The organism is Gordonia sp. NPDC003425, from assembly GCF_053588635.1.
The window spans coordinates 146,666-168,116 of record NZ_JBSFQI010000006.1 but is presented as its reverse complement, the minus strand read 5'-3'; the positions used below and the strand labels follow the sequence as shown (position 1 = coordinate 168,116).

The 21,451-nt window shown below is 68.2% G+C and carries 22 protein-coding genes; 7 read left to right on the top strand and 15 right to left on the bottom strand.

What is annotated here, in order from left to right:
- Nucleotides 1-13 precede the first annotated feature (13 nt).
- Nucleotides 14-1,114: a DNA integrity scanning diadenylate cyclase DisA gene (gene disA / locus ACWDTD_RS09810; RefSeq protein WP_449746899.1), complete on the top strand. Its 1,101-nt coding sequence runs from the start codon at nucleotides 14-16 to the stop codon at nucleotides 1,112-1,114.
- Between the two features lie 4 nt (nucleotides 1,115-1,118).
- Here disA and ACWDTD_RS09805 read toward each other — a convergent pair whose 3' ends face one another.
- Both ACWDTD_RS09805 and ACWDTD_RS09800 read right to left on the bottom strand, forming a co-directional pair.
- Nucleotides 1,119-1,850: a hypothetical protein gene (locus ACWDTD_RS09805; RefSeq protein ID WP_449746898.1), complete on the bottom strand. Its 732-nt coding sequence runs from the start codon at nucleotides 1,848-1,850 to the stop codon at nucleotides 1,119-1,121.
- 143 nt (nucleotides 1,851-1,993) lie between these two features.
- Complete coding sequence (locus ACWDTD_RS09800; RefSeq protein ID WP_449746897.1) at nucleotides 1,994-2,686, bottom strand: carbonic anhydrase; 693 nt, start codon at nucleotides 2,684-2,686, stop codon at nucleotides 1,994-1,996.
- On the opposite strand from ACWDTD_RS09800, the gene ACWDTD_RS09795 reads away from it, so the two are divergent.
- Together ACWDTD_RS09795 and ACWDTD_RS09790 are read left to right on the top strand one after the other, a co-directional pair.
- The gene (locus ACWDTD_RS09795) at nucleotides 2,685-3,596 is read left to right on the top strand and encodes an A/G-specific adenine glycosylase (RefSeq protein WP_449746896.1); all 912 of its coding nucleotides are present in this window, start codon (nucleotides 2,685-2,687) and stop codon (nucleotides 3,594-3,596) included. The genes ACWDTD_RS09800 and ACWDTD_RS09795 overlap by 2 nt on opposite strands.
- Before the next feature lie 87 nt (nucleotides 3,597-3,683).
- Nucleotides 3,684-4,892 carry a hypothetical protein gene (locus ACWDTD_RS09790; RefSeq protein ID WP_449746895.1) on the top strand — a complete coding sequence of 403 codons (1,209 nt, stop codon included), beginning with the start codon at nucleotides 3,684-3,686 and terminating at the stop codon, nucleotides 4,890-4,892.
- Nucleotides 4,893-4,926: 34 nt separating this feature from the next.
- Here the strand turns inward: ACWDTD_RS09790 and ACWDTD_RS09785 are convergent, their stop codons facing one another.
- Nucleotides 4,927-5,784, bottom strand: coding sequence for an alpha/beta fold hydrolase (locus ACWDTD_RS09785; RefSeq protein WP_449747009.1), 858 nt, complete (start codon nucleotides 5,782-5,784; stop codon nucleotides 4,927-4,929).
- Nucleotides 5,785-5,852: 68 nt separating this feature from the next.
- On the opposite strand from ACWDTD_RS09785, the gene mhuD reads away from it, so the two are divergent.
- The 3 genes from mhuD to ACWDTD_RS09770 all read left to right on the top strand — a co-directional run bounded on the left by mhuD (nucleotide 5,853) and on the right by ACWDTD_RS09770 (nucleotide 8,428).
- On the top strand, nucleotides 5,853-6,161 hold the full coding sequence (gene mhuD, locus ACWDTD_RS09780; RefSeq protein ID WP_449746894.1) for a mycobilin-forming heme oxygenase MhuD: 309 nt from the start codon (nucleotides 5,853-5,855) through the stop codon (nucleotides 6,159-6,161).
- A gap of 52 nt (nucleotides 6,162-6,213) precedes the next feature.
- Nucleotides 6,214-6,831 carry an LON peptidase substrate-binding domain-containing protein gene (locus tag ACWDTD_RS09775; protein WP_449747008.1) on the top strand — a complete coding sequence of 206 codons (618 nt, stop codon included), beginning with the start codon at nucleotides 6,214-6,216 and terminating at the stop codon, nucleotides 6,829-6,831.
- Nucleotides 6,832-6,925: 94 nt separating this feature from the next.
- Nucleotides 6,926-8,428, top strand: a complete 1,503-nt coding sequence (locus ACWDTD_RS09770; RefSeq protein WP_449746893.1) for an aldehyde dehydrogenase — start codon at nucleotides 6,926-6,928, stop codon at nucleotides 8,426-8,428.
- Nucleotides 8,429-8,461: 33 nt separating this feature from the next.
- Here ACWDTD_RS09770 and ACWDTD_RS09765 read toward each other — a convergent pair whose 3' ends face one another.
- The 12 genes from ACWDTD_RS09765 to ACWDTD_RS09710 all read right to left on the bottom strand — a co-directional run bounded on the left by ACWDTD_RS09765 (nucleotide 8,462) and on the right by ACWDTD_RS09710 (nucleotide 20,111).
- Nucleotides 8,462-9,148 carry a hypothetical protein gene (locus ACWDTD_RS09765; protein ID WP_449746892.1) on the bottom strand — a complete coding sequence of 229 codons (687 nt, stop codon included), beginning with the start codon at nucleotides 9,146-9,148 and terminating at the stop codon, nucleotides 8,462-8,464.
- A complete protein-coding gene (locus ACWDTD_RS09760) occupies nucleotides 9,148-9,960 on the bottom strand; it encodes a hypothetical protein (protein WP_449746891.1) in 813 nt (270 codons plus the stop codon). The genes ACWDTD_RS09765 and ACWDTD_RS09760 overlap by 1 nt, the downstream gene beginning before the upstream one ends.
- Nucleotides 9,957-11,381: an MCE family protein gene (locus tag ACWDTD_RS09755; RefSeq protein WP_449746890.1), complete on the bottom strand. Its 1,425-nt coding sequence runs from the start codon at nucleotides 11,379-11,381 to the stop codon at nucleotides 9,957-9,959. The genes ACWDTD_RS09760 and ACWDTD_RS09755 overlap by 4 nt, the downstream gene beginning before the upstream one ends.
- Nucleotides 11,378-12,610, bottom strand: a complete 1,233-nt coding sequence (locus ACWDTD_RS09750; protein WP_449746889.1) for an MCE family protein — start codon at nucleotides 12,608-12,610, stop codon at nucleotides 11,378-11,380. The genes ACWDTD_RS09755 and ACWDTD_RS09750 overlap by 4 nt, the downstream gene beginning before the upstream one ends.
- A complete protein-coding gene (locus tag ACWDTD_RS09745) occupies nucleotides 12,610-13,881 on the bottom strand; it encodes an MCE family protein (RefSeq protein ID WP_449746888.1) in 1,272 nt (423 codons plus the stop codon). Before ACWDTD_RS09745 ends, ACWDTD_RS09750 begins: the two co-directional genes overlap by 1 nt.
- Nucleotide 13,882: 1 nt before the next feature.
- Nucleotides 13,883-15,028, bottom strand: coding sequence for an MCE family protein (locus ACWDTD_RS09740; protein WP_449746887.1), 1,146 nt, complete (start codon nucleotides 15,026-15,028; stop codon nucleotides 13,883-13,885).
- Nucleotides 15,025-16,089, bottom strand: a complete 1,065-nt coding sequence (locus tag ACWDTD_RS09735) for an MCE family protein (protein WP_449746886.1) — start codon at nucleotides 16,087-16,089, stop codon at nucleotides 15,025-15,027. Before ACWDTD_RS09735 ends, ACWDTD_RS09740 begins: the two co-directional genes overlap by 4 nt.
- Nucleotides 16,082-17,260 carry an MCE family protein gene (locus ACWDTD_RS09730; protein WP_449746885.1) on the bottom strand — a complete coding sequence of 393 codons (1,179 nt, stop codon included), beginning with the start codon at nucleotides 17,258-17,260 and terminating at the stop codon, nucleotides 16,082-16,084. Before ACWDTD_RS09730 ends, ACWDTD_RS09735 begins: the two co-directional genes overlap by 8 nt.
- Before the next feature lie 2 nt (nucleotides 17,261-17,262).
- Nucleotides 17,263-18,114 (bottom strand): MlaE family ABC transporter permease, encoded by an 852-nt coding sequence (locus ACWDTD_RS09725; protein ID WP_449746884.1) that lies wholly within the window; start codon nucleotides 18,112-18,114, stop codon nucleotides 17,263-17,265.
- A 3-nt stretch (nucleotides 18,115-18,117) separates the two neighbouring features.
- Nucleotides 18,118-18,882, bottom strand: coding sequence for an MlaE family ABC transporter permease (locus ACWDTD_RS09720; protein ID WP_449747007.1), 765 nt, complete (start codon nucleotides 18,880-18,882; stop codon nucleotides 18,118-18,120).
- A 61-nt stretch (nucleotides 18,883-18,943) separates the two neighbouring features.
- Nucleotides 18,944-19,834, bottom strand: coding sequence for a 3-oxoacyl-ACP reductase (locus ACWDTD_RS09715; protein ID WP_449746883.1), 891 nt, complete (start codon nucleotides 19,832-19,834; stop codon nucleotides 18,944-18,946).
- An 88-nt stretch (nucleotides 19,835-19,922) separates the two neighbouring features.
- On the bottom strand, nucleotides 19,923-20,111 hold the full coding sequence (locus tag ACWDTD_RS09710) for a ferredoxin (protein ID WP_449746882.1): 189 nt from the start codon (nucleotides 20,109-20,111) through the stop codon (nucleotides 19,923-19,925).
- A gap of 107 nt (nucleotides 20,112-20,218) precedes the next feature.
- On the opposite strand from ACWDTD_RS09710, the gene ACWDTD_RS09705 reads away from it, so the two are divergent.
- Entirely contained in the window at nucleotides 20,219-21,421 is a 1,203-nt protein-coding gene (locus tag ACWDTD_RS09705; protein ID WP_449746881.1) for an acyl-CoA dehydrogenase family protein, read from the top strand.
- The last annotated feature ends 30 nt before the right edge of the window (nucleotides 21,422-21,451 follow it).

Sequence of the window (21,451 nt, the reverse complement as noted above, 5' to 3'; positions counted from 1 at the left end):
AGGGAGGCCGGGCATGCCCGAGGTGGTGCGGACCGAACACGGCGCACGCTCGGAGCTGACGCGCGAGACACTCGCCCGCGTGGCTCCCGGCACGGGCCTGCGCGACGGGCTCGAACGCATCCTGCGCGGCGGCACCGGCGCGCTCATCGTGATCGGTCACGATTCCGACGTCGAGAAGATCTGTGACGGCGGCTTCCATCTGGACGTCGAATTCGCCCCCACGCGGCTGCGCGAGCTCGCGAAGATGGATGGCGCGGTGGTGCTCTCCACCGACGGCAAGCGCATCGTGCGCGCCAACGTGCAGCTCGTGCCCGACCCGTCCATCCCGACCGAGGAGTCGGGCACCCGGCACCGGGCGGCCGAACGCACCGCCATCCAGACCGGACATCCGGTGATCTCGGTGAGCGCGTCGATGTCGATCGTCAGCGTCTACGTCGACGGGCAGCGCCGGGTGGTGGAGAGTCCCGACCCGATCCTGTCGCGCGCCAACGTGGCCCTGTCGACCCTCGAGCGGTACAAGGCCCGGCTCGACGAGGTGAGCGCCACGCTGTCGCGGGCGGAGATCGAGGACTACGTGTTGCTGCGCGACGCGATGTCGGCGGCCCAGCGGATGGAGATGGTGCGCCGGGTGTCGGTGGAGATCGACGAGTACGTGCTCGAACTCGGCGTGAACGGCAGGCAGGTGAGCCTGCAACTCGAGGAGCTCATCGCCGAGAACGACACGAAACGCGAACTGCTGGTGCGCGACTATTACGCCGGTCCCGAACCGGCGACCACCGAAGAGGTCCGCGCCACCCTCGAGGCGGTCGAGGGTCTCTCCGACGCCGACCTGCTCGACCTCACGCTGCTCGCCGGTGCGTTCGGTTACCCCACCACGATCGAGGCCCAGGACACCGCGATGAGCCCGCGTGGCTACCGGCTGCTCGCGGGCATCTCGCGGCTGCAATTCGCCCACATCGACCGTCTGGTGCGCAGCTTCGGCACGCTGCAGGCGCTGCTCGCGTCGTCGGCGGCCGACCTGCAGGCCGTGGAAGGGATCGGCAGTATCTGGGCGCGACACATCCGTGAGGGATTGTCGCGGCTCGCCGAGACGAGCATCGAACGCTACGACTAGTCGATCAGGGCTGGGCGGGAGCGACCACGTTGAAGGTGATCGGCGCGGATTCCTTCTCGCCGATCTTGCCGATGGCCTGATACGAGCCCGGCGGCACCTGCACCCGCGGCTTGTCGCAGCCGGGATTGCTGGTGGTCCCCGACCAGGTGATGGTGTCCTTGACCTGCTGCTGCGGCTGCAACACCACGTTGTTGACGGTCTTGAGCGGAGAGCAATCCTGCGCCGACCACAGGGTGCGTGTTCCGTCGAGGGTGCGCACCACCACGTTCTGCGCCGCCTTGCCCACGTCGCGGGTGCATGCGGTGAGGCCGGCGTTGGTGGTCACGATCGTGAAGACGGGCTGATCGCCGGTGGTGTAGGTGGGTTTGTCGGTGTAGAGCACCACGGCGACGTTCTGGTCGGGGCACAGCGCCACGCCGTTGGCACCGGCGGGTGCGGGGGCACCGGGCGATCCCGGGGGCACCGACACGGACTCCGACGCCGGGGTTCCGCCGCCGCCGTAGGTGCCGCCACCTGCGGGCGCCTCCGACGACTCCGACGCCGGTTCCGATGTCGTCGTGGTGGTCGAGGTCACCGAGGAGTTCGCGGCGGTGTTCGACGGGGAGTCGTTGCTGCCCGAGGTGGTCCAGATGATCAGTCCGACGACGAGGGCGAGCACGGCCACCCCGACGCCACCGGCGACGATACGGCGTCGCCAGTAGATCTCGGGTGGAAGTGGGCCCTGCGGTTCGATCACGCGTCCACGCTAACGGCCAGCTTCCGACGCCCGGCTCACCCCGATCGGCGTGTCGCCGAAGAAAACGGGTCTGACCGGGGCAAAGTCTAAAGTTCGGGTTCAGGCCCGGGCCGGTCGCCGGTCACGACCGCATGGCCGTCGGGTCACGCGGACTTGGCGCTACCGACCTCGTGATGTCCGTGGTGATCCACGTGCACCGGGTTGACGTCACCGGCATAGCCCTGGCCGATGTCGCCGTACGAACCGCGAAGCTGGATGGCACCCTCGCTCAGCGCGTAGGTCAGGCCGACGATGGCGAGCTTCCCGTTGGCCACGCGGTCGGCGATGATGCGGCTGCGCTGCATGAGCAGTCGCCCGGTCTCCACCACGTGCCGTGCCTCGAATTCGTCGACGCGGGTCAGTCCTTCGCTGCGGCCGGCGAGGATGCTCGGGGTGACCCGCTCCACCACGTCGCGGATGTAGCCGCCGGGAATCTGTAGGTCGTCGAGCGCGTCGAGGGTGGCCTTCACCGCCCCGCAGCTGTCGTGTCCGAGGATCACGATCAGTGGCACCTCGAGCACCTCGGCGGCGTACTCGAGCGAACCGAGGACCGCGGAGTCGATCACGTGTCCGGCGGTGCGGACCACGAACATGTCGCCGAGCCCCTGGTCGAAGATGATCTCGGCGGCCAGACGCGAGTCCGCGCAACCGAAGAGCACCACGTGCGGGTGTTGGCCTGCGGCGAGCCGGGCGCGGTCCTCGATACCCTGACTGGGATGTTCAGACACGCCTTCGACGAATCGCCTGTTGCCTTCGCGCAGCACGTCCCACGCCTTTTTCGGGGTCAGTCCGATCATGGGGACTAGTGTGCCATCGCAAGCGCTACTCGGCTGGTTCGATCGCCACGAACGCGATCTGCCGTGGCGCCGCGAGGGCCTGTCCGGATGGCAGATCCTGATCAGCGAGATCATGTTGCAGCAGACACCGGTCGTGCGGGTGATCGCACCGTGGACCGATTGGGTGCGCCGCTGGCCGGTGCCGTCGGCGATGGCCGCCGAGACCCCCGGCGAGGTGTTGCGTGCGTGGGGAAAGCTGGGCTACCCGCGGCGGGCGCTGCGGCTGCACGAGTGCGCCCGCGTGCTCGCCGACGAACACGACGACGCGGTGCCCGACGACGTGACGACGATGCTGACCCTGCCGGGTATCGGCGACTACACGGCACGCGCGGTCGCGTGCTTCGCCTACGGCCAGGCGGTCCCCGTCGTCGACACGAACGTCCGGCGCGTGATCGCGCGTGCGGTGCACGGCCGTGCGGAGCCCGGGAATCCGTCGCGCACGGATCTGACCGACGCCCAGGCGCTGCTGCCCCGCACCGGAGACGGTGAGTATGCGCCCGCCGCGCCCCGCTTCTCGGCGGCTCTCATGGAGTTGGGGGCACTGGTGTGCACCGCCCGCAATCCCGACTGCTCGGCCTGCCCGCTGACCGATTGCGCCTGGGTACGTGCCGGCCGCCCCGCCCATGCCGGAAAACCTCGGCGGACGCAGAAATTCGCGGGCACCGATCGCCAGGTGCGCGGACTGTTGCTCGACGTGCTGCGCGGCACCGACGCGGCGGTGGACCGGGCCCAACTCGACGTCGTGTGGGCAACCGATGTGGCACAACGTGATCGGGCACTCGACTCGCTGCTGGTGGATGGTCTGGTGGAACTCACCACCGACGGTCGATTCTGTCTGGCCGGTGAAGGAGATCGACGTCGCGTGGATTGATCCCGATGCCGAAGTCGTCACCGTTGCCACCCGGTCGGTTGATCGTGGTCTTCTCCAGACCCCGCGAGCTTGCTAGCGTGTCTGCTCATGACTGAGCCGCCGAATGATTCGACGCCACCCTCACCCGAATCCGATCCGCAGCAGCCGACACCGCCGCCCGCTCCGGGGCAACAGCCGCCCCAGTACGGATCACCCCAGTACGGCGAACCCCGGTACGGATCACCCCAGTACGGCGAACCCCAGTACGGATCACCCCAGTACGGATCACCTCAATACGGGTCACCTCAGTACGGCGCACCGGGCCAGCCGACTCCCCCGCAGCAGCCCGGCACCCCGCCCGGACCACAGCAACAGCCACCCCAGTACGGCACGCCCCAATACGGCGAACCCCAATACGGCGAACCCCAGTACGGCACGCCCCAATACGGGGCACCCCAATACGGCACACCGGAATACGGCGCCCCCGCCCCGGGCAGCGTCCCGCCGGGAAGCGTGCCTCCCCCGCCGCCGTATCAGGGCGCGCCGGCTCCCGGCTACGGCGCCGCGCAGCTTCCGCCCGACACCTTCAGCGTCGGCGAGTCGTTCGGGTGGGCGTGGAATCAGTTCAAGGCCAATCCCGGTCCGATGATCCTGCCCGGCGTGCTGATGCTGATCGTGGCGGTACTCGCCGCGGTTCTCGGCGCCACGGCCACGTCGTGGGCCGGCACCTCCACCACCGAGACGTACTCCAACCCCTACGGCGCCGACCTCACTTACACCACAACATCATTCGGTGTCGGCGCGACCATCCTGCTGATCATCGTCGAGATCCTCGTGTACCTCGTGGCGATCTACATCCAGGCGAGCATCGTCTCCGGTGCCGTGCGCGTGGCCAACGGTGAGCCGGTGTCGGCGAAGTCGTTCCTGGTGCCGATCCGCTTCGGTCCGGTGCTGGCCACCGCGATCCTGGTCGGCATCATCACCGGTATCGGCTATGCGCTGTGCGTCATCCCGGGCATCATCGCCATCTTCTTCCTGCAGTTCGCGGTGCTCGTGACCATCAGCGAGTCACTGTCGCCGGGTAAGGCGATGGGCCGCTCGGTCGACGTGACCAAGAATCGCGTCTCCGATTCGATTCTCACGCTGCTGGTGACCTGGGCGACCATGCTCGTCGGCGCCATCGTCTGCGGTATCGGTCTGATCGTCGCCGCGCCGCTGGCCGGCCTGTTCCAGGTGCACGCGTTCCGCCGGATCGTCGGCGAACCGGTCGTCCCCGCACCGGGTCCCGCCGCGCCCCCGGCAGCAGGCATCCAGTAGCAGCAGGCATGCAGTAGATCGGTCCCAGTAGGGATCAGTCCCTGTCCGGCAGACCGGACAGAAACGCCTCGACCGCCCCCCGGTACAACTGGGGGGCGTCGTCGTGGACGAGGTGTCCGGCACCGGCGGCACGCAGGTACTGCGCATGGTCGTTGACCGAGGCCATCTTTCGCATCTGGGCGGGCGGGGTCACCGAGTGTTCGGCCTCGATCAGCAGCGTCGGTACCGCCACGGCGCGCCATTGGTCCCAGAAGTCGCGTCGGCCCCATTCCTCGGCGATCGCCGCCCAGACGGGCAGCCGACCGTGCAGGTGCCCGTCGTCGAACGCCTCGTAGAAGTAGCGCCCGGCCACCGCGCCGAACATCTCCTCGGCCTGTTGCCGCGACTCGAAGCGCTCCGGCCACGAATCGAACCAGGGCGTCCAGCTCGCAGTGGTGCGGCCGCGGAAGTCCGGTGCCATGTCTTCGAGCACGAGTGCACTGACGAGTTCGGGATAGTCCGCGGCGGCGCACCACGCGTGCAGCGCCCCCATCGAATGGCCCACCAGCACAGCAGGTCCCAGGTCGATCCAGGTGAGGATCTCCGCCAGATCCCCGACGAAGCGCTCGGTGGACAGTTCCGCGTCGTCGGCGGGTTCGGGTGCATCGGCACCGGTGTGATACGCCGCGTCGAAGGTGAACACCCTCCCGTATCGCCGCAGCCACGGGATCTGACGTCGCCAGGTGCGGCCCCGGCCCATCAGCCCGTGCAGCAGGACGATCGGGCCGACACCGAGGCCCGCGAACGTGGCGGTCGCCTGGTCGGCGTCGGCAACCCGATCGGGCGCGGGGCGCTCACCACCCCGCGTGTCGGGGCCACCGTGGTCGAGCAGCCCGGTGGCGGCGGAAACCATCGCTGTCACAGCTCACGAGGTTAGTGCAGCCACCATCGCATCGCGGTGAGGCCGATAGGGTGGGCGCTATGGCAGTGGTCAAGATCAACGCAATCCATGTCCCCGAGGGCGCGGGCCCCGAACTCGAGAAGCGGTTCGCCCACCGCGCGCACTCCGTCGACGGCTCCAAGGGCTTTCTCGGCTTCCAGTTGCTGCGCCCGGTCAAGGGCGACGACCGATACTTCGTCGTGACCCAGTGGGAGTCCGAGGAAGACTTCCAGGCGTGGGCGGCCGGCCCGGCGCGCGAGGCGCACGCCGGTGAGCGCGCGAAGCCGGTCGCCTCGGGTGCAGACCTCCTCGAGTTCGAGGTCGTGCTCGACGCCAAGCCCTCCGCCTGACACAGACGCCCTCGGCAACGACCGCGCCGTGGACGGCATCACAACGGAGGCGATGTTCCCGCTCGGCACCGTGTTGCTGCCGGGTGAGGAACTGCCGCTGCGCATCTTCGAGCCCCGCTACCGGCAGATGCTGACCGATTGCCTCGACGGTCCGCGGCGCTTCGGCCCCCCGCGCTTCGGTGTCGTGCTGATCGCTCGCGGTTCGGAGGTCGGCGGCGGGGATGTGCGCCACGATGTGGGCACCTTCGCGATGATCGACGAGGTGGCGCGCGAACCCGACGGAGAGGCCCTCCTGACCTGCACCGGTGGCGGGCTGTTCGAGGTGATCGAATGGTTGCCCGACGACCCCTATCCGCGGGCACGGGTCCGCTCGCTGCCGGGTCGGCGGGGCACGGCCGATGACCGCGATCGGCTCCTGGCCATCGGCGCGACGATCCGCGAGGTGATCGGTGAGGCGTACGCGCGTCGCGGCGCGGACCTGCCGGCGGCGATGCCCGCCTTCGACGCCGCCGACCTCGACGAGGTGGGTGTGTTCGGCTGGGCAGCGCGGCTGCCCATCGGACCGGCCGACCGTCAGTCGCTGCTGGAGGCACCTGATCGTGCGAGTCAGGTGCTCGTCCTGGCCGACGCGGTCGACGGCATCGCGGCGCGGGTGCGTTTCGGCAACTGAACCCTGCCGACCCCCTGCCGCAGAGTTAGAACGTGTTCTAGTATCGGTTGTGCCGCAGTTCACATCTGCCGCAGTTCACAACCGAGGAGCATGGATGACCCAGACCGTCGAGTCCCGACCGTCGAGCGACCAGTCCCCGCCCATCGAGCAGCCCTCGCTCTACATCGGCGGCCGCTGGGTGGCGCCGCATTCCACCGAAACCCTCGAGGTGTACTCACCGGCCACCGGACAGCGCGTCGGATCGGTGCCGCTGGCCGACGACACCGACGTGGACACCGCGGTGCGCACGGCGCGCGCCGCCCTGGACTCCGGGGTGTGGGCCAACACCCCGCCCGCCGAACGCGCCGACGTGCTCGACCGTGCTGCCGCGCTCATCGAGGAGCGCAGCGCACAGATCACCGGGATCGTGTCGGCCGAAATGGGCGCGCCACCGAGTGCGGTGACGACGCTGCAGCAACTCCCCGGGACCGGCGTGCTGCGTGCCTACGCCAACGCCGCTCGCGACTACGCCTGGCAGGAGTACCGGACGGGCATGTTCGGCACCACCCGGGTGACCCGGGAACCGGTGGGCGTGGTCGGCGCCATCACGGCCTGGAACGTGCCGTTGTTCCTCGTGTGCAACAAGTTCGGCGCCGCGCTCGCGGCGGGCTGTTCGGTGGTGCTCAAACCGGCGCCGGAAACGCCGCTCACCGCGAACCTGCTCGCCGAGATCTTCACCGAGGCCGGTGTTCCGGAGGGCGTGATCTCGGTGGTTCCCGGCGGTCCCGACACCGGCAAGGCGCTGGTGGCACACCCCGACGTCGACAAGATCACGTTCACCGGCTCCACCGCGGCGGGCAGGGTGATCGGCGCGGCCTGCGCCGAATCGCTCAAGCGGTGCTCGCTCGAACTCGGCGGAAAATCGGCGGCCATCGTGCTCGACGACGTCGACGTGAACAACATCGCCATGATGGTGTTCCTCGGGCTGTTCAACACCGGCCAGGCGTGCGTGGCGCAGACCCGTGTGCTGGTGCCACGCAGCCGTGAGGACGAGATCGTCGCGGCGATGGTGACCGCCGCGCAGGGCATGAAGGTGGGCCTGCCCGACGACCCCGAAGCGCAACTCGGTCCGGTGATCAGCGAGAAACAGCGCACCAAGATCGAGGGCTACATCGAGGCGGGCAAGCGGGCCGGGGCCACCGCGGCGCTGGAGGGCGCCCGACCGGCCGGCCTCGACGACGGCTACTTCCTCACGCCGACGATCTTCCGCGACGTCACCAACGACATGACGATCGCCCGTGAGGAGATCTTCGGCCCGGTGCTCTCGGTGATCGCCTACGACGACGTCGATGAGGCCATCTCGATCGCCAACGATTCCGACTACGGCCTGGCCGGCACGGTGTGGACCTCCGACGTCGAACGCGGGATCGCCATCTCCGAGAAGATCCGTACCGGCACGTTCGGCATCAATTTCTACGCCATCGACCCCGGTTCGCCGTTCGGCGGCTACAAGAACTCCGGCATCGGCCGCGAATGCGGTCCGGAGGGTCTGGAATCGTTCGTCGAACACAAGTCGACGATGCTGCCGCTGGGCTACGAGGTGAGCCCCCACGACTGAGCGCCGAATCGGCGCGAAGAACCCCCGGGCGGGTCAGGGCGCCGGCATCGTCGACGAGGACGGTGCCGGCGCCCCCGTCTGTGAGCCCGGCTGTGGGCTGGTCGGTGCGGCCGATGCCGAACCCGGTGCGGGTAGCGGGATGGCTCCCGGCGGCGGCGTCTGGGTGCGGGAGATGCGGCTGCGGAACGAGTCGTCGGTGATGACGTCGATGGTCTCGATCAGCCAGCGGCCGTCACGCTGGACCATCGAGAAGGTCAACCGGCTCGGGTCCACCCGGACGAGTTCCTTGCCGTTGCGGGTGACCGACTGGTTCATGAAGATCAGCACGGTCGACGTGTCGCGGGTGTTGGCGACCACTCCGGCATCCTGGATCACCGCCTGCGACACCACACGCTGCTTGCGCACACCCTCGACGAAGTCGTCGGAGGAGTCCGACAGCGGCTTGGCGATGAGTTTGTCGTACTCCGACTTGGCCGATCCGGTGACCGCTTCCTTCGACCGTTGGACGTGGTCGGCCACATTCACCGGGTCGTAGCCGAACATGGTGGTGGCGTAGTCGCGGGCCGCCGCGAGCGACGTCGCACGCGCGGTCTCCACGCTGCGGGCGTCCCAGTAGCGGAAACCGAGGATTCCGGCCGACGCCAGCGAGGCGACCACGAGTAGCCCGAGAATCGCGCCGGTCAGCCATCGACGCCCGATCCGCGCGGTGAGGGCGGCCATCAGGTGACCCACTCGAAGTCGGTCATCTTGAGGTCCCCGTTGATGCGGGTGATGTCTATCCGCCACCGGAACGTCTGCACCACCAGCTCCTGCTTGGGGTCCTGGGGCTGCATCTCCCAGCCGTAGACCAGGATCACCGATCCCTCGTCGGGCGTCGAGCGCGTCACCGCATCGCTGATGATCTGCGAACTCACCGTTTGCTTCTGGTCACGGATGAGGCTGACCACCTGGGCCATCGACTGCCGGATACGTTGCTGGGCTGCCCCGCTCGTCTTGTCCTGCACGGTTTGCAGCGCCTTGTCGACGTTGCCCGGGTTGAGCGAGGTGAGGTTGATCGTCATCTGTCGCGCGAACGCCGAGTACTCCGCGCGCAGCTCGTTGCGGTGGTCGATGCGGGCGGTACCGACCGCGAACAGCACCGACGCCACCGTCGCGGCCACGATCACCACCACGGCGGCGGTGACCGCGAGGATCGGGCCGAGCGCACGGCTGCGCGACACCCGGGCCGTGCGCGTGACCGGCGCCCCGGCCTGCCTGCGCGCCCGCCGCTCGCGGTAGCTCAGCCCGGCGTCGACCGTGCCCACTTCCCCGTCGACCGTGCCCACTTCCCCGTCGACCGTGCCCGGATCCTCGTCGACCGTGCCCGGATCCCCGTCGAGCGTGCCCACTTCCCCGTCGACCGTGCCCAGATCCCCGTCGAGCGTGCCCGGCTCGGCTGTCGCGGGCGTGTCCGGCACCGGCCGATCGGGTTTGCGTTTGCGGCGCAGCGGAGCCGACCGCACGGGTGTGGCGCCGGTGGCGCGCCCGGTCACCGGCCCACTCCGTCGGTGATCAGACTCTGCCACGTGCTGTCTCGTCCCTGCTCGTTCCGGCCGGTCCCGGCGTTGTAGGTCTTTCCGTCGGGGCCGATGAAATCCCCCGACTCCGGATCGTACGTGGTGCCGTACACGGCGGGTCCGGGCTCATACGACGACGGCGATCCCGGTGTGGTCTGGCCGGTGGGCGCCGGGATCACCCCCGGGATGCCGTTGGGGAACGGCACGTTGTTGTTCGACAGCGGCTTGTAGCCCTCCCGGCATCCCTCCGGCGTGGCCGCACGACGCCCCGGGAACTCGGCGCACGGGAAATTGCGGGCGCCGCGCACCGCGATCGACGAATCCTGCGGCAACCGGCACAGCAGTCCCGGCGGCAGATCGCGGGCTGTCTGGATCGCCGGGGACCGCCACTGTGATGGTGGCAGGAAGCCCACCGTGCACGGCGGCGGATCCTGCAGACCCAGCGAGAACAGGACGCTGGGACCGTACTCGGGCGACCCCGAGTTCACGGCGGTGAGCAGCGCACTCATCAGCCGCGGGTAGATCACCAGCACCTGCTGCAGATTGGGCAGATAAACCGCCAGCGTCTTCGACGCCACCCCGAGGTTGCTGATCAGCATCGGCAGGGTCTGATCCATCGCGGCGAACAACTGCTGCGACACCGCCGCCGTCGTCGGCCCCTTGGTGAGGATGTCGGTGATCTCCGGGTTGTTCGCGCGCAACTGGTCGGTCACCTTCATCACGTCCGACGTCCAGGCACGGATCGCTCCGGCGGTGGCGGTCTGCGTGGCCAGCAGCGGCCCGGCCTGTTCCACCAGGTCGATGGTGACGTCGACGTTCTTGGTGGCGTCGTCGACGAGCAGCGTCATCGAATCGAGGAGCCTGCGCAGGTCCTCACCGGTGCCGTTGAACGCCCCGAACGCCTCGTCCATCACGTTGCGCAGCTTCGTGTCACCCACCTTGGCGAGCAACGCGTTGGCCTGGTCGAGGACCGACGAGATCTCCACCGGGATGTCGGTGCTGTGCACCACCGATCCGTCGTGGAGGTGGCCGCCGTCGCCGTTGGCGCCCGGGGGCGGCGTGAACTCGACGAACTGTTCACCCACGGCCGACTGGCTGCGCACCGAGGCCTGCGACGACGCGGGGATCTCGGTGCCGCTGCGGATCGACAGTGTCGCCGCGACACCGTCGGGCGTCAGTCGCACCTCGCTGACCTTCCCCACGTTGACGCCGCGGAAGCTGACGTTCGCGTTCTTATAGAGGCCGCCGGTGCTCGGCAGCAGCAGCTGCACCTGGTAGCGGCCCACGCCGACCATCGCGGGCACCCGCACGTAGTACACGGCCATCGCCACCACCGCGATCACGGTGACGATGGTGAAGATCGTCAACTGCATGCGCACGAAACGGGTGATCTTCATCGGCCACCGGCCTGCGCAGGCGGGGTTTGCGCGCCGCCGGGAACCAGGGGCGACGTGAACGGGTCGAGACCACGTTTGGCCGCCCCCGCCGGTGCCCCGGCCACGGCCTCGGGGCTGACCAGTCCGCTGGTCATCAGGATCGAGCTCTTGAGTTTGTTCACCGTCAGGTCGAGCACCAGGTCGGAGTTCACGTAGTCGCCCTTGACGATGTCCGGGATGGTGTCCTCCAGGAACGGGAAGGTCAGCAGGATCCGGAGCGAGGACGGCAGCGCCGGGCCTGCCGCCGCCAGCCCGCCGAGCGCGGGGTTGAGGTTGGCGACGATGGTCTTGATGTCCTCTCTGTTGGCGTCGAGGACGTCGTTGGTGGTCGCCGACAATTTGCCCAGTGACACCAGGGTGGCGACGAACTTCTCCCGTTCGTCGTTGAGCAGGCCGAGGATCTGCGGGCCGTCGGCGAGCGCCTTCTCCACGGTGGGGGCCTGCTCGTTGAGGGTGCCGGTGAGGCGGTTGAGACCGTCCATGGCCGCGATGATGTTGTCGGTCTGGCCGTTGAGGTTGGTGACCAGCGTGTTGAGCCGGGGTATCAGCGCGCGGATCGACTTCGCGTTGCCGCCGAGGATTTCGCTCAGTTCGTGGGTGACGTCGCCCAGCTGCGATAATCCACCGCCGTTGAGCACCACCGACAGCGCACTGAGTACCTGTTCGGTGGTCGGGAAGGCGCACTGGGGAACCTGCTGTGCGGAGTTGATGTCGGCGACCGGGGCCGCGCCGGCGGGTGGCGGAATGTTGTCCTGTTCCGGACAGTTCGGCAACGGGATCTGGTCGCCGGGGCGCAGATACCCCTGGCGGGGGCGCGGTGGCGGCACGATCGACAGATGCGTGGACCCGAGCACGCTGGTCATCCCGACCATCACGTACGACCCGACGGGCACCTTGACGCCCGGGTTGAGCCGGATGGGTACGTTCGCGTGCCAGTCGGGGCCGACGGTGACGCGCCCGACGCTGCCGACGGTGACGTCGTCGATCATGACGGGCGCGTTGTTGGTGAGCCCGGAGGCGGTCGGGATCACCGCGCTGATCTGGTAGCTGCCGTTGTCGGTGCCCTGGGCGCCGGGCACCGGCAGACTCGACGCCCCGGAGAAGCCACACGCCGACGCGATCAGGGTCACCGCGACCAGCGTCAGGCCCAACCGGACGCGGTCGGCGCGCCGTGTGCCACCGGACCGCATCAGCCTTCACCTCCCCACGGCACGAGCAGCGCGCCCAACGGCCCGTTGCCGCGGCGGGTCTGCGCGTCCTGGTCGCGGATGCCCTGCTGCGCGCGCGCCTTCACGTCCGCGTTCTGGTAGGTGATCTGGCTGGGCAGCGCGCTGATGCCGACGACGGGATCGGAGAGGAACGGCGGATAGGCCACCGCGATGTTCGACAGCAGGGGCGCGAGGACGTCGACGCATTTGGCGACGTCGGCTTCACTCTGACCCGGGCGGTTGTTGGCCTCCATGGTGCCGCACAGCAGGGCGATGAGGTTGTTGCCCATGCCGAGGCCGAACACCCCCGACAGTGCACCGGTCAGGGGGTTGTAGATGTTGTAGAAGTTGGCCAGCTGGTTGGGCGCCGAGTGCAGCAGCCCCCGCAGCTTTTCGTCCTTCTCGGCGAGGATGCGGGTGGTGGTGGCCAGGCCGGCGACCGAGGAGGTCAGCGCCTGCTTGTTCTGGGCGATGAAGGTCTGGACGTCGGTCATCGCCGAGTCGAGGTTGTGCATCGCCCCGTCGAGGGCGGTGGTGTTGTCGGCGAGGACATCGTTCACCGACGCCATCCGCCCGTTGAACTGGACGAGTTCCTCGTGGCTCGTGGAGAGCGCGTCGGTGAGTTTCTGCAGGTTGCGGATGGTGGCGAAGAGGTCGTCGCGCCCCGATGACAAGGTGGTCAGCACATCGGACATCTCGGTGATCGAGCTGTTGATGCCCGGGCCGTTGCCCTCGAGGTTCGCGTCGGCGACGTCGATGGCCCGCGCCGCCGACCCCTTGTCGGCGCCGTCGGGGCCCACCGCCTTAGTGAGTTCGCCGAGCTGGCGCTTCACGTCGTCCCACTCCATCGGGACGGCGGTGCGTTCCATCGGGATTGCGGCCCCGTCACCGAGTTGCGCTCCGCCGGCGTACACCGGGGAAAGCTGGATGAACCGGCCCGACACGAGGCTCTGGGCGACGATCACCGCGCGCGCGTCGGCGGGGATCGGCGTGGATTTGTCGACCTCGAGGGTGACCTTCACATCGCTGGCGCGCGGGGTGATGGCGGCCACCCGGCCGACGTCGACGCCGATCACCCGGACCGGATCGCCCTGGTAGAGCCCGTTGACCGACGCGAAGTAGGCGGTGAACGTCTTGGTGGTGGCCCGGCCGTAGGCGGCGTAGCCGAGCACCGCGGCCACCGCGAGCGCCACCACCAGCGCGGCGATCGTCCACGATTTCCGGCTCAGACTCACCGACGGTCGCATCGCCATGTCAGCCACCTCCCCGGGGTGAGGTGGCCGGCGGGGGCGTCGGGTACGTGGGCGACGGGGCCGGTTGGCCCGGCGGGTACTGCGGGGTGGGCGGGGCGACGCTCCACGCCTGGGGCAGCAGCGGGAAACCGCTGTAGGAGAACGCCTTGGCCACCTCGGGGTACTTCTGCTGCAGGATCTTCATGAACGTCGCGGTGTAATCACCGAACGTCGGGATGCCCACCAGGGATTCGAAGCGTGGTCCCGACGCCACCGCCTCGCCGAGCGCGTTCGCGTACGGGCCTAGCCGGTCGATGGTCTCCTTCAGGTTCGCCTCGTTGTCGTTGAGGATCCGCGTGACGGCGTTGAGTTTGTCGAGCACCGGGGTGAGTTGTGCGTTGTTGTCGGCGATGAATCCGGAGATCTGCGCGGCCACGTCCCGGGTGCCGGTGAGTAGCTGTGCGATGGCGGCCCGCCGGAAGTCGAGTTCGCCGAGCAACGCGTTGGCGTCGACGAGCATCTGGTTGATCTGTTTGCTGCGGTCACCGACGATGCGGGTGACACCGCTCGCCTTCGCGAGCAGCTCACGCAGGGTGTTGTCGCGGTCGGCGATGGCCTTCGACAGTCTCGACACCCCGTCGACGGCGCCGCGCACCCCGTCGGGTGTCTCGGAGAACGTGAACGACAAGGTGTCGAGCGCCTTGTTGAGTTGGTCGGTGTCGGTGCGCGAGAGCGTGTTGGTGGAGACGTCGAGCGCGTCGCTCAGCGAGTACGGCGCGATGGTGTTGCGGTTGGGGATCTCTCCCCCGGGCCTGATGCGGCCGCCGCCGTGCGGCACCACCGTCAGATTCCGTCGGCCGAGCACCGTTTCGGTCTTGACGGCCGCCTGCGTGTCGGTGCCCATGATCACGGTGTCGTCCATCGTCCACGTCACCGCGGCCTTGGTGCCCTGCGGCGTCGGTGCCAGCGCGATCTTGGTGACGGTGCCCACCTTGACCCCCGACACCGTCACGATGTCGCCACTGACGAGGCCGCCGGCGTCGTCGAAATAGGCGGTGTAGGTACTGATCGGCGACAGGTAGGGCAGGCGGTCCATCTGCATCGCCACGATCACCACAAGCGCGGTGACCACCACCCCGATCACACCGATCCGCATCCTGCTGCTCATGTGGCCGCGCACCGCCCGCCCGCTTTGGTGGTGTCGCCCATGACGTTGATCGCGGTGAAGAAGTACTGCTTGCCGTCGGGCCCCGACAGCAGCAACCGGATGCGGCAGAAGAAGATCTGCAGCCACGCGCCGTAGCTGCCGAGGTTCGACAGCTTCTTGTAGTCGGAGGGCAGCCGGTCGAGCAGTGACCGCAGGTAGGGCTCGGCCTTGAGTAGTTCGGCCGACGTCGATCCGGTGTTGGTGATCATCTGTTGCAGATCGGGTCGGGTGGCGCCGAGCAGGTCGGCCAGACCGGTGGTGGCCTGCGCGGTCTGGGTCAGCGAGTTGCCGATGGCGCCGCGCTGGGCGGAGAGTCCGGTGATCAGCTGCTGGAGCTGGTCGATGCTCACGTCGAGGCCGTGCTTGTCGCCGTCGAGGGTGCCGAGCGCCTCGTTGAGGTTGTCGATCACCTCGCCGATCAGGCGGTCCTTGTCGGCGAGCGCGCCGGTGAACGACGCCGTCTCGGTGAGCAGGTCGGTCAGCGCCTCGCGCTGTGCGCGGCCCTGGAACACCTCGATCAGCGAGGCCGACAGCGTGTTCACCTCGTCGGCGTCGAGGGTGCGGAACAAGGGTTTGAATCCGCCGAGCAGCTTGTCGAGGTCGAGGGCGGGTTCGGTCTGGCCGATGGGGATGGTGGCTCCCGCGGACAGTACGTCGCTGGGGTCGCCGGTGCCCTGCGCGAGTTCGAGGTAGCGGTCGCCGGTGAGGTTCTCGTAACGGATCAGGGCGCGCACCGACGCGGGGAGCCGGTATTTCTCGTCGACGCTGAACGACACCACGGCGTCGTTGTCGCGGTTGAGCGCCACCTTGTCGACGGTGCCCACCTCGACGCCCGCGATCTTCACCTTGGAGCCCGATTTCATCTCCGACGCGCTGGTGAACACGGCGGTGTAGTCGTCGGACGAACCGGGCCGGTAGTTGCTGAACACCACCACGAGTCCGACGAACACGAGGATCATCACCACCGCGAACGCGGCCAGCTTGATCGCGGTGGCGCGGAACGCGCGCGAACGGTTATCCACGCGGCGGCTCCCCGAACAACAACTGGAAGAGCTTCTGGCCGTTGAGCTTTGGGGTGGTGCGAGGCTGGTAGGGCACCGGCGCGTTATCGGTCACGTAGAAGCCGGTGTGCTCCTTGGTCGTCGGGTTGCCCAGTGCGCCCGCACACGTCGGGGGTCCCGCGGCGGCCACCAGCGGCAGGCTCTCCGGATAGGTGTACGGGTCGGTGCCCGGCTGCAGGCCCGCATACAGCAGGAGGTTGTCGTTCTTGCCGCCGAGCAGCGGCTGGGCGAGCTCGGCCGCACTGGCCGACGCGGTGAGGAAACACTTGATCCCGGGGGCCTGCGCACCGAGCAGCTGCGACACCGGGTTGAGATCCTGCAACTCGGCGATCAGCGTCGCCTTGCTCGGGGCCAGCACCCCGTCGATCGTGTCGGCCATCCCCGTCGCGTTGATGAGCAACGCGTCGAGGTTGCGTGAGTTGGCCACCAGGGTGTCACCGACGAACGTGGCGTTGTCCACCGTGCGCATCAGATCCGGCATGGCGTCGGCGTACACGTCGGTGGCGCCGGCGGTCTGCCGCAGCGTCTCGTCGAGGGCGGGCAGGTGCGGATTGGTCGTCGCCAGCAGATCCGACAGCTGATCGAGCGCCGCACCGATGTGGGCGCCGTGTCCCGACAGGGCCGTGTTGACCGCGCCCATCACGGCGTTGAGCTTGTCGGGCTGCAGGTCGGCGAGCACGTTGACCAGCTGCTGGTACACGGTGTTGAGCTCCACCACCACGTGGTCGGCCTCGATCACGTCGCCGCCACGCAACCGGCCCTGCGGCCCGGATTCGGGCACCACAAGAGTCACCGCCTTGGCGCCGAAGACGGTGTTGGACTTGATGTCGGCGGTCACGTTGCCGGGGATGTGGGCGATCTGGGCGGTGTCGATGTCGAGTGCGAGCACCGCGTGTCCGTCACGCTGCGTGATCGACCCCACCCGTCCCACCGGCACGCCACGTAGTGTCACCTTGGCGTCGGGACTCATCACCAGGCCGGCGTGCGGGGAGATCAGCGTGACGTGCTGGGTGTCGGCGAACCAGCCGAGGAACTGCGCGGCTGCGCCGACGATCACCGCGACGATGGCGCCGACCATGATGACCGCGGCGGTCTTGCGGACCCGAGGGCTGCGTTCGGCACGTCGCACCATCGTCAGCCCGCCAGGTTGAATTTGCCGTCGGCCCCGTAGATGGCCAGCGAGGTGAGCAGGGTGATCGCGACGACGACGACCAGTGAGGCGCGGACCGCGTTGCCCACGGCGACGCCCACCCCCACCGGACCGCCGCCGGCGTTGTAGCCGTAGTAGGTGTGGATGAGCATCACCGCGATCGCCATGCAGATGGCCTGCACAAATGACCACAGGATGTCCGACGGGATCAGGAAGGTGTCGAAGTAGTGGTCGTAGACGCCGGAGGACTGTCCGTACAGGAACACCGTGGCGAAGCGGCTCGCGAGGAACGCGGCCAGCGACGCCAGGGAGTAGAGCGGGATGATCGCGATCATCCCCGCCACGATGCGGGTACTCACCAGAAACGGGATCGACGAGATCGCCATCGTCTCGAGCGCGTCGATCTCCTCGCTGACGCGCATGGCGCCGAGTTGCGCGGTGGCACCCGCCCCGATCGTGGCCGCGAGCGCGATACCCGCGATCACCGGCACCGCGATGCGGACGTTGATGAAGGCGGAGAAGAACCCGGTGAGCGCCTCCACACCGATGTTGGCCAGCGAGCTGTAGCCCTGCACCGCGATGGTGCCGCCGGTGAACAGCGTGAGGAACCCCACCACCACCACCGTTCCGCCGATCATGGCGAGCGCACCGGACCCCATCGAGATCTCCGCGATCAGCCGCAGCGTCTCCTTCTTGTACTGCCTCAGGGCGCGCGGGATGGCGATAATGCTGTCCCAATAAAACAGTGCTTGGTCACCGATTTGATTCCAGTCCTCGCCCGCGCGTTTCACCGCGACGCGGGCCGTCTGTAATCGGGTGGTGAACGGAAGGACCATCGCTCAGCCCGCCGTCGCCTTGATACCGACGGCGGTGACCACCACGTTGACGACGAAAAGGGCCATGAAGGAGTAGACGACGGTTTCGTTGACCGCGTCACCGACACCCTTCGCACCGCCCTTCACGTTCAGTCCCTGGTAGCACCCCACCATCCCGGCGAAGAGCCCGAACAGGGCCGCTTTCACCATCGAGATCATCAGCTCGCTGAAGCCGGTGAGGAGCGTAAGACTAGCGATGAATGCGCCGGGATTCACATCCTGGAGATAGACAGAAAACATGAACCCGCCGCCGATGCCGATGGTGCACACAAGGCTGTTGAGCAGCACCGCGACGCCGGTCGACGCGATGATCCGCGGTACGACGAGCCGATGCACGGGGTCGATGCCGAGCACCTTCATCGCGTCGATCTCCTCGCGGATGGTGCGGGCGCCCAGGTCGGCGCAAATGGCGGTGGCGCCGGCACCTGCCACGATCAGCACGGTGACGATCGGGCCGATCTGTGTGATGGTGCCCAATGCGGCCCCGGCGCCCGAGAGGTCCTGCGCGCCGATCTCACGCAGCAGGATGTTGAGCGTGAAACTGACCAGGACGGTGAACGGGATGGCGACGAGCAGTGTCGGCATCATCGACACCCGGGCGATGGCCCATGACTGCTCTACGGTTTCGCGCCACTGGAACGGCCGGCGGAAGAGTTCTCGCGAGGAATCGACGCCAAGTGCGACGAAATCACCCACGCCCTCCATGGGGCCAGCAAGCCAGCCAACCAAACCAGCACTCCTCACCCTTCGGACACTCGCGAAACTAGCACGCCACAGAATGTCCAGTGGGTCAGTTGACCAGCCCCGTCGCCGAGAATGTCCGGTCGGGATCACGATCGGCGAAGTACGCCACGAGGGTCTTCGCCAGATCGTCGTCGTCCCACGCGTCGCCGTCGGCGCGAAAGACCTTGTCGACGGTGGGTGCGGCCATCAGGGTGACCTGCCGACCGTGCACCACGAACACCTGACCGGTGATGGCATCGGCGTCCTCGGATGCGAGAAATGTGACGAGACGCACGACGTGGTCGGGTGCCAGCGGATCGACGCCGTCGTCGGGTGCGGCGCCGAAGACGTCGGCGGTCATCGCGGTCCGTGCGCGCGGACAGATCGCGTTGGCGCGCACCCCGTAGGACTTCAGTGCGCGTGACGCCGACAACGTGAGTGCGGTGATACCCGCCTTGGCGGCACCGTAGTTCGCCTGCGCGGGCGGCCCGAACAGACCGGCCTCCGACGAGGTGTTGATCAGCCGGCCGTAGACCGGGGCGCCCGCCTTCTTCGACTCCGACCGCCAGTGCACGGCGGCGTTGCGGTTGAGCAGGAAGTGGCCGCGCAGGTGTACCCGGATCACCAGGTCCCAGTCGTCGTCGGTGAGGTTGAAGAGCATCTTGTCGCGGACCACTCCGGCGTTGCTCACCACGATGTCGAGTCGTCCGAGGTCCTCAGTAGCGGTCCGCATGATCTCGGTGGCGGTGGCCGAGTCGGAGATGTCACCGGGTACCTGCACGGCCGTACCACCCGCCGCGGCGATGGCGTCGGTCACGTCGCTGTCGGCGAGCGCTGCGGGTAGGTCGTTGACGATGACGGTCGCGCCGGCCGTGGCCAGTCCGATGGCTTCTGCCCGGCCGAGGCCGGCGCCCGCCCCGGTCACCACCGCTACCCGGTCACTGAGCGACTCGACCATCCCCACACCCCTCTCGACGAAACTAGAACTTGTTCTAACACGTTAGCCGCGCGGCGGGACGAGGAGGTGGGTTTTCGATCGATCGATCTCACTCGAGCGACAGCGCCGACTTGGGGCACCCGGCCACTGCGGCCCGCACCTCCTCCACCCGGTCGGCGGGTACCTCGTCGGAGAGAATCACCAGGTAGTCGTCGTCATCGAGGTCGAAGAAGTCCGGCGCCAGGCCCACGCACACGGCGTTGGACTCGCACAGGTCGAAATCTGCCTTGATTCGCATTGGGAGCACTCCTCGCTGTCGGCCTCGATGGTTGACGGGCCGAGTGGATACAGGTTAGAACGTGTTTCAGAACTTGGCGAGTGCCCACGACGACGGACGGGGTTCCCATGCGCATCGCATACACGGATGAACAGTCGCAGTTGCGGCGGGAACTCCGGTCGTATTTCGCCGGGCTGATGACCGAGGAGCGCCGCGCCGCGCTCGTCGGCGGTGACGGTGAGCTGGGCGAGGGCGACGCCTACCGCGACGTGGTGGCCCAGATGGGGCGCGACGGCTGGCTGGCGTTGGGCTGGCCCACCGAATACGGGGGCCAGAACCGGTCGATGATGGATCAGCTCATCTTCACCGACGAGGCCGCGATCGCCGGCGCGCCGGTCCCCTTCCTGACCATCAACTCGGTGGCGCCCACGATCATGCATTACGGGACGCCGGAGCAGAAGTCGTTCTTCCTGCCGCGGATCGCCGCCGGCGAACTGCACTTCTCGATCGGGTACTCCGAGCCCGGCGCGGGGACCGACCTGGCCGCGCTGCGCACCACCGCCGTGCGCGACGGCGACGAGTACGTCGTCAACGGGCAGAAGATGTGGACCTCGCTGGTGCAGTACGCCGACTACATCTGGCTGGCGTGTCGCACCGACCCGGCCACCGGTGAACCCGGCGGCAAGAAGCATCGCGGGATATCCATGCTGATCGTGCCCACCGACAGTTCCGGCTTCAGTTACACCCCGGTGCACACGATGTCGGGAGTGGACACCAGCGCCACCTACTACTCCGATGTGCGGGTGCCGACCACGGCGCTGGTGGGCGACGAGGGCGGCGGCTGGCCGCTGGTGACCAATCAGCTCAACCACGAGCGCGTCGCGCTGTGCAGTGCGGCGCCGATTCAGACCGCCCTGCGCGAGACCGTGGCGTGGGCGCAGCAGTCCAAGACCGGCGACGGGCAGCGCGTCATCGACAGCCCGTGGGTGCGGACGAATCTCGCGCGCGTCCACGCGAAGGTCGAGTACCTCAAACTGATCAACTGGAAGATCGCCTCGGTCTCCTCATCCGGAGGGTCGCCGAGCCCTGCCGACGCGTCGGCGACCAAGGTGTTCGGCACCGAATTCGCCACCGAGGCCTACCGGCTGTTGATGGAGATCCTCGGCCCGGCCGCCACACTGCGGCAGGGCAGCGTCGGCGCACATCTGGCCGGCCGACTCGAGCGCTATCAGCGCACGTCGCTGATCCTCACGTTCGGCGGCGGCACCAACGAGATCCAGCGCGACATCATCGGGATGCTCGCCCTCGGGCTGCCCCACCAGCGCCGCTGATCGAGATCCCTCACCCTCGAAGGAAGCCAC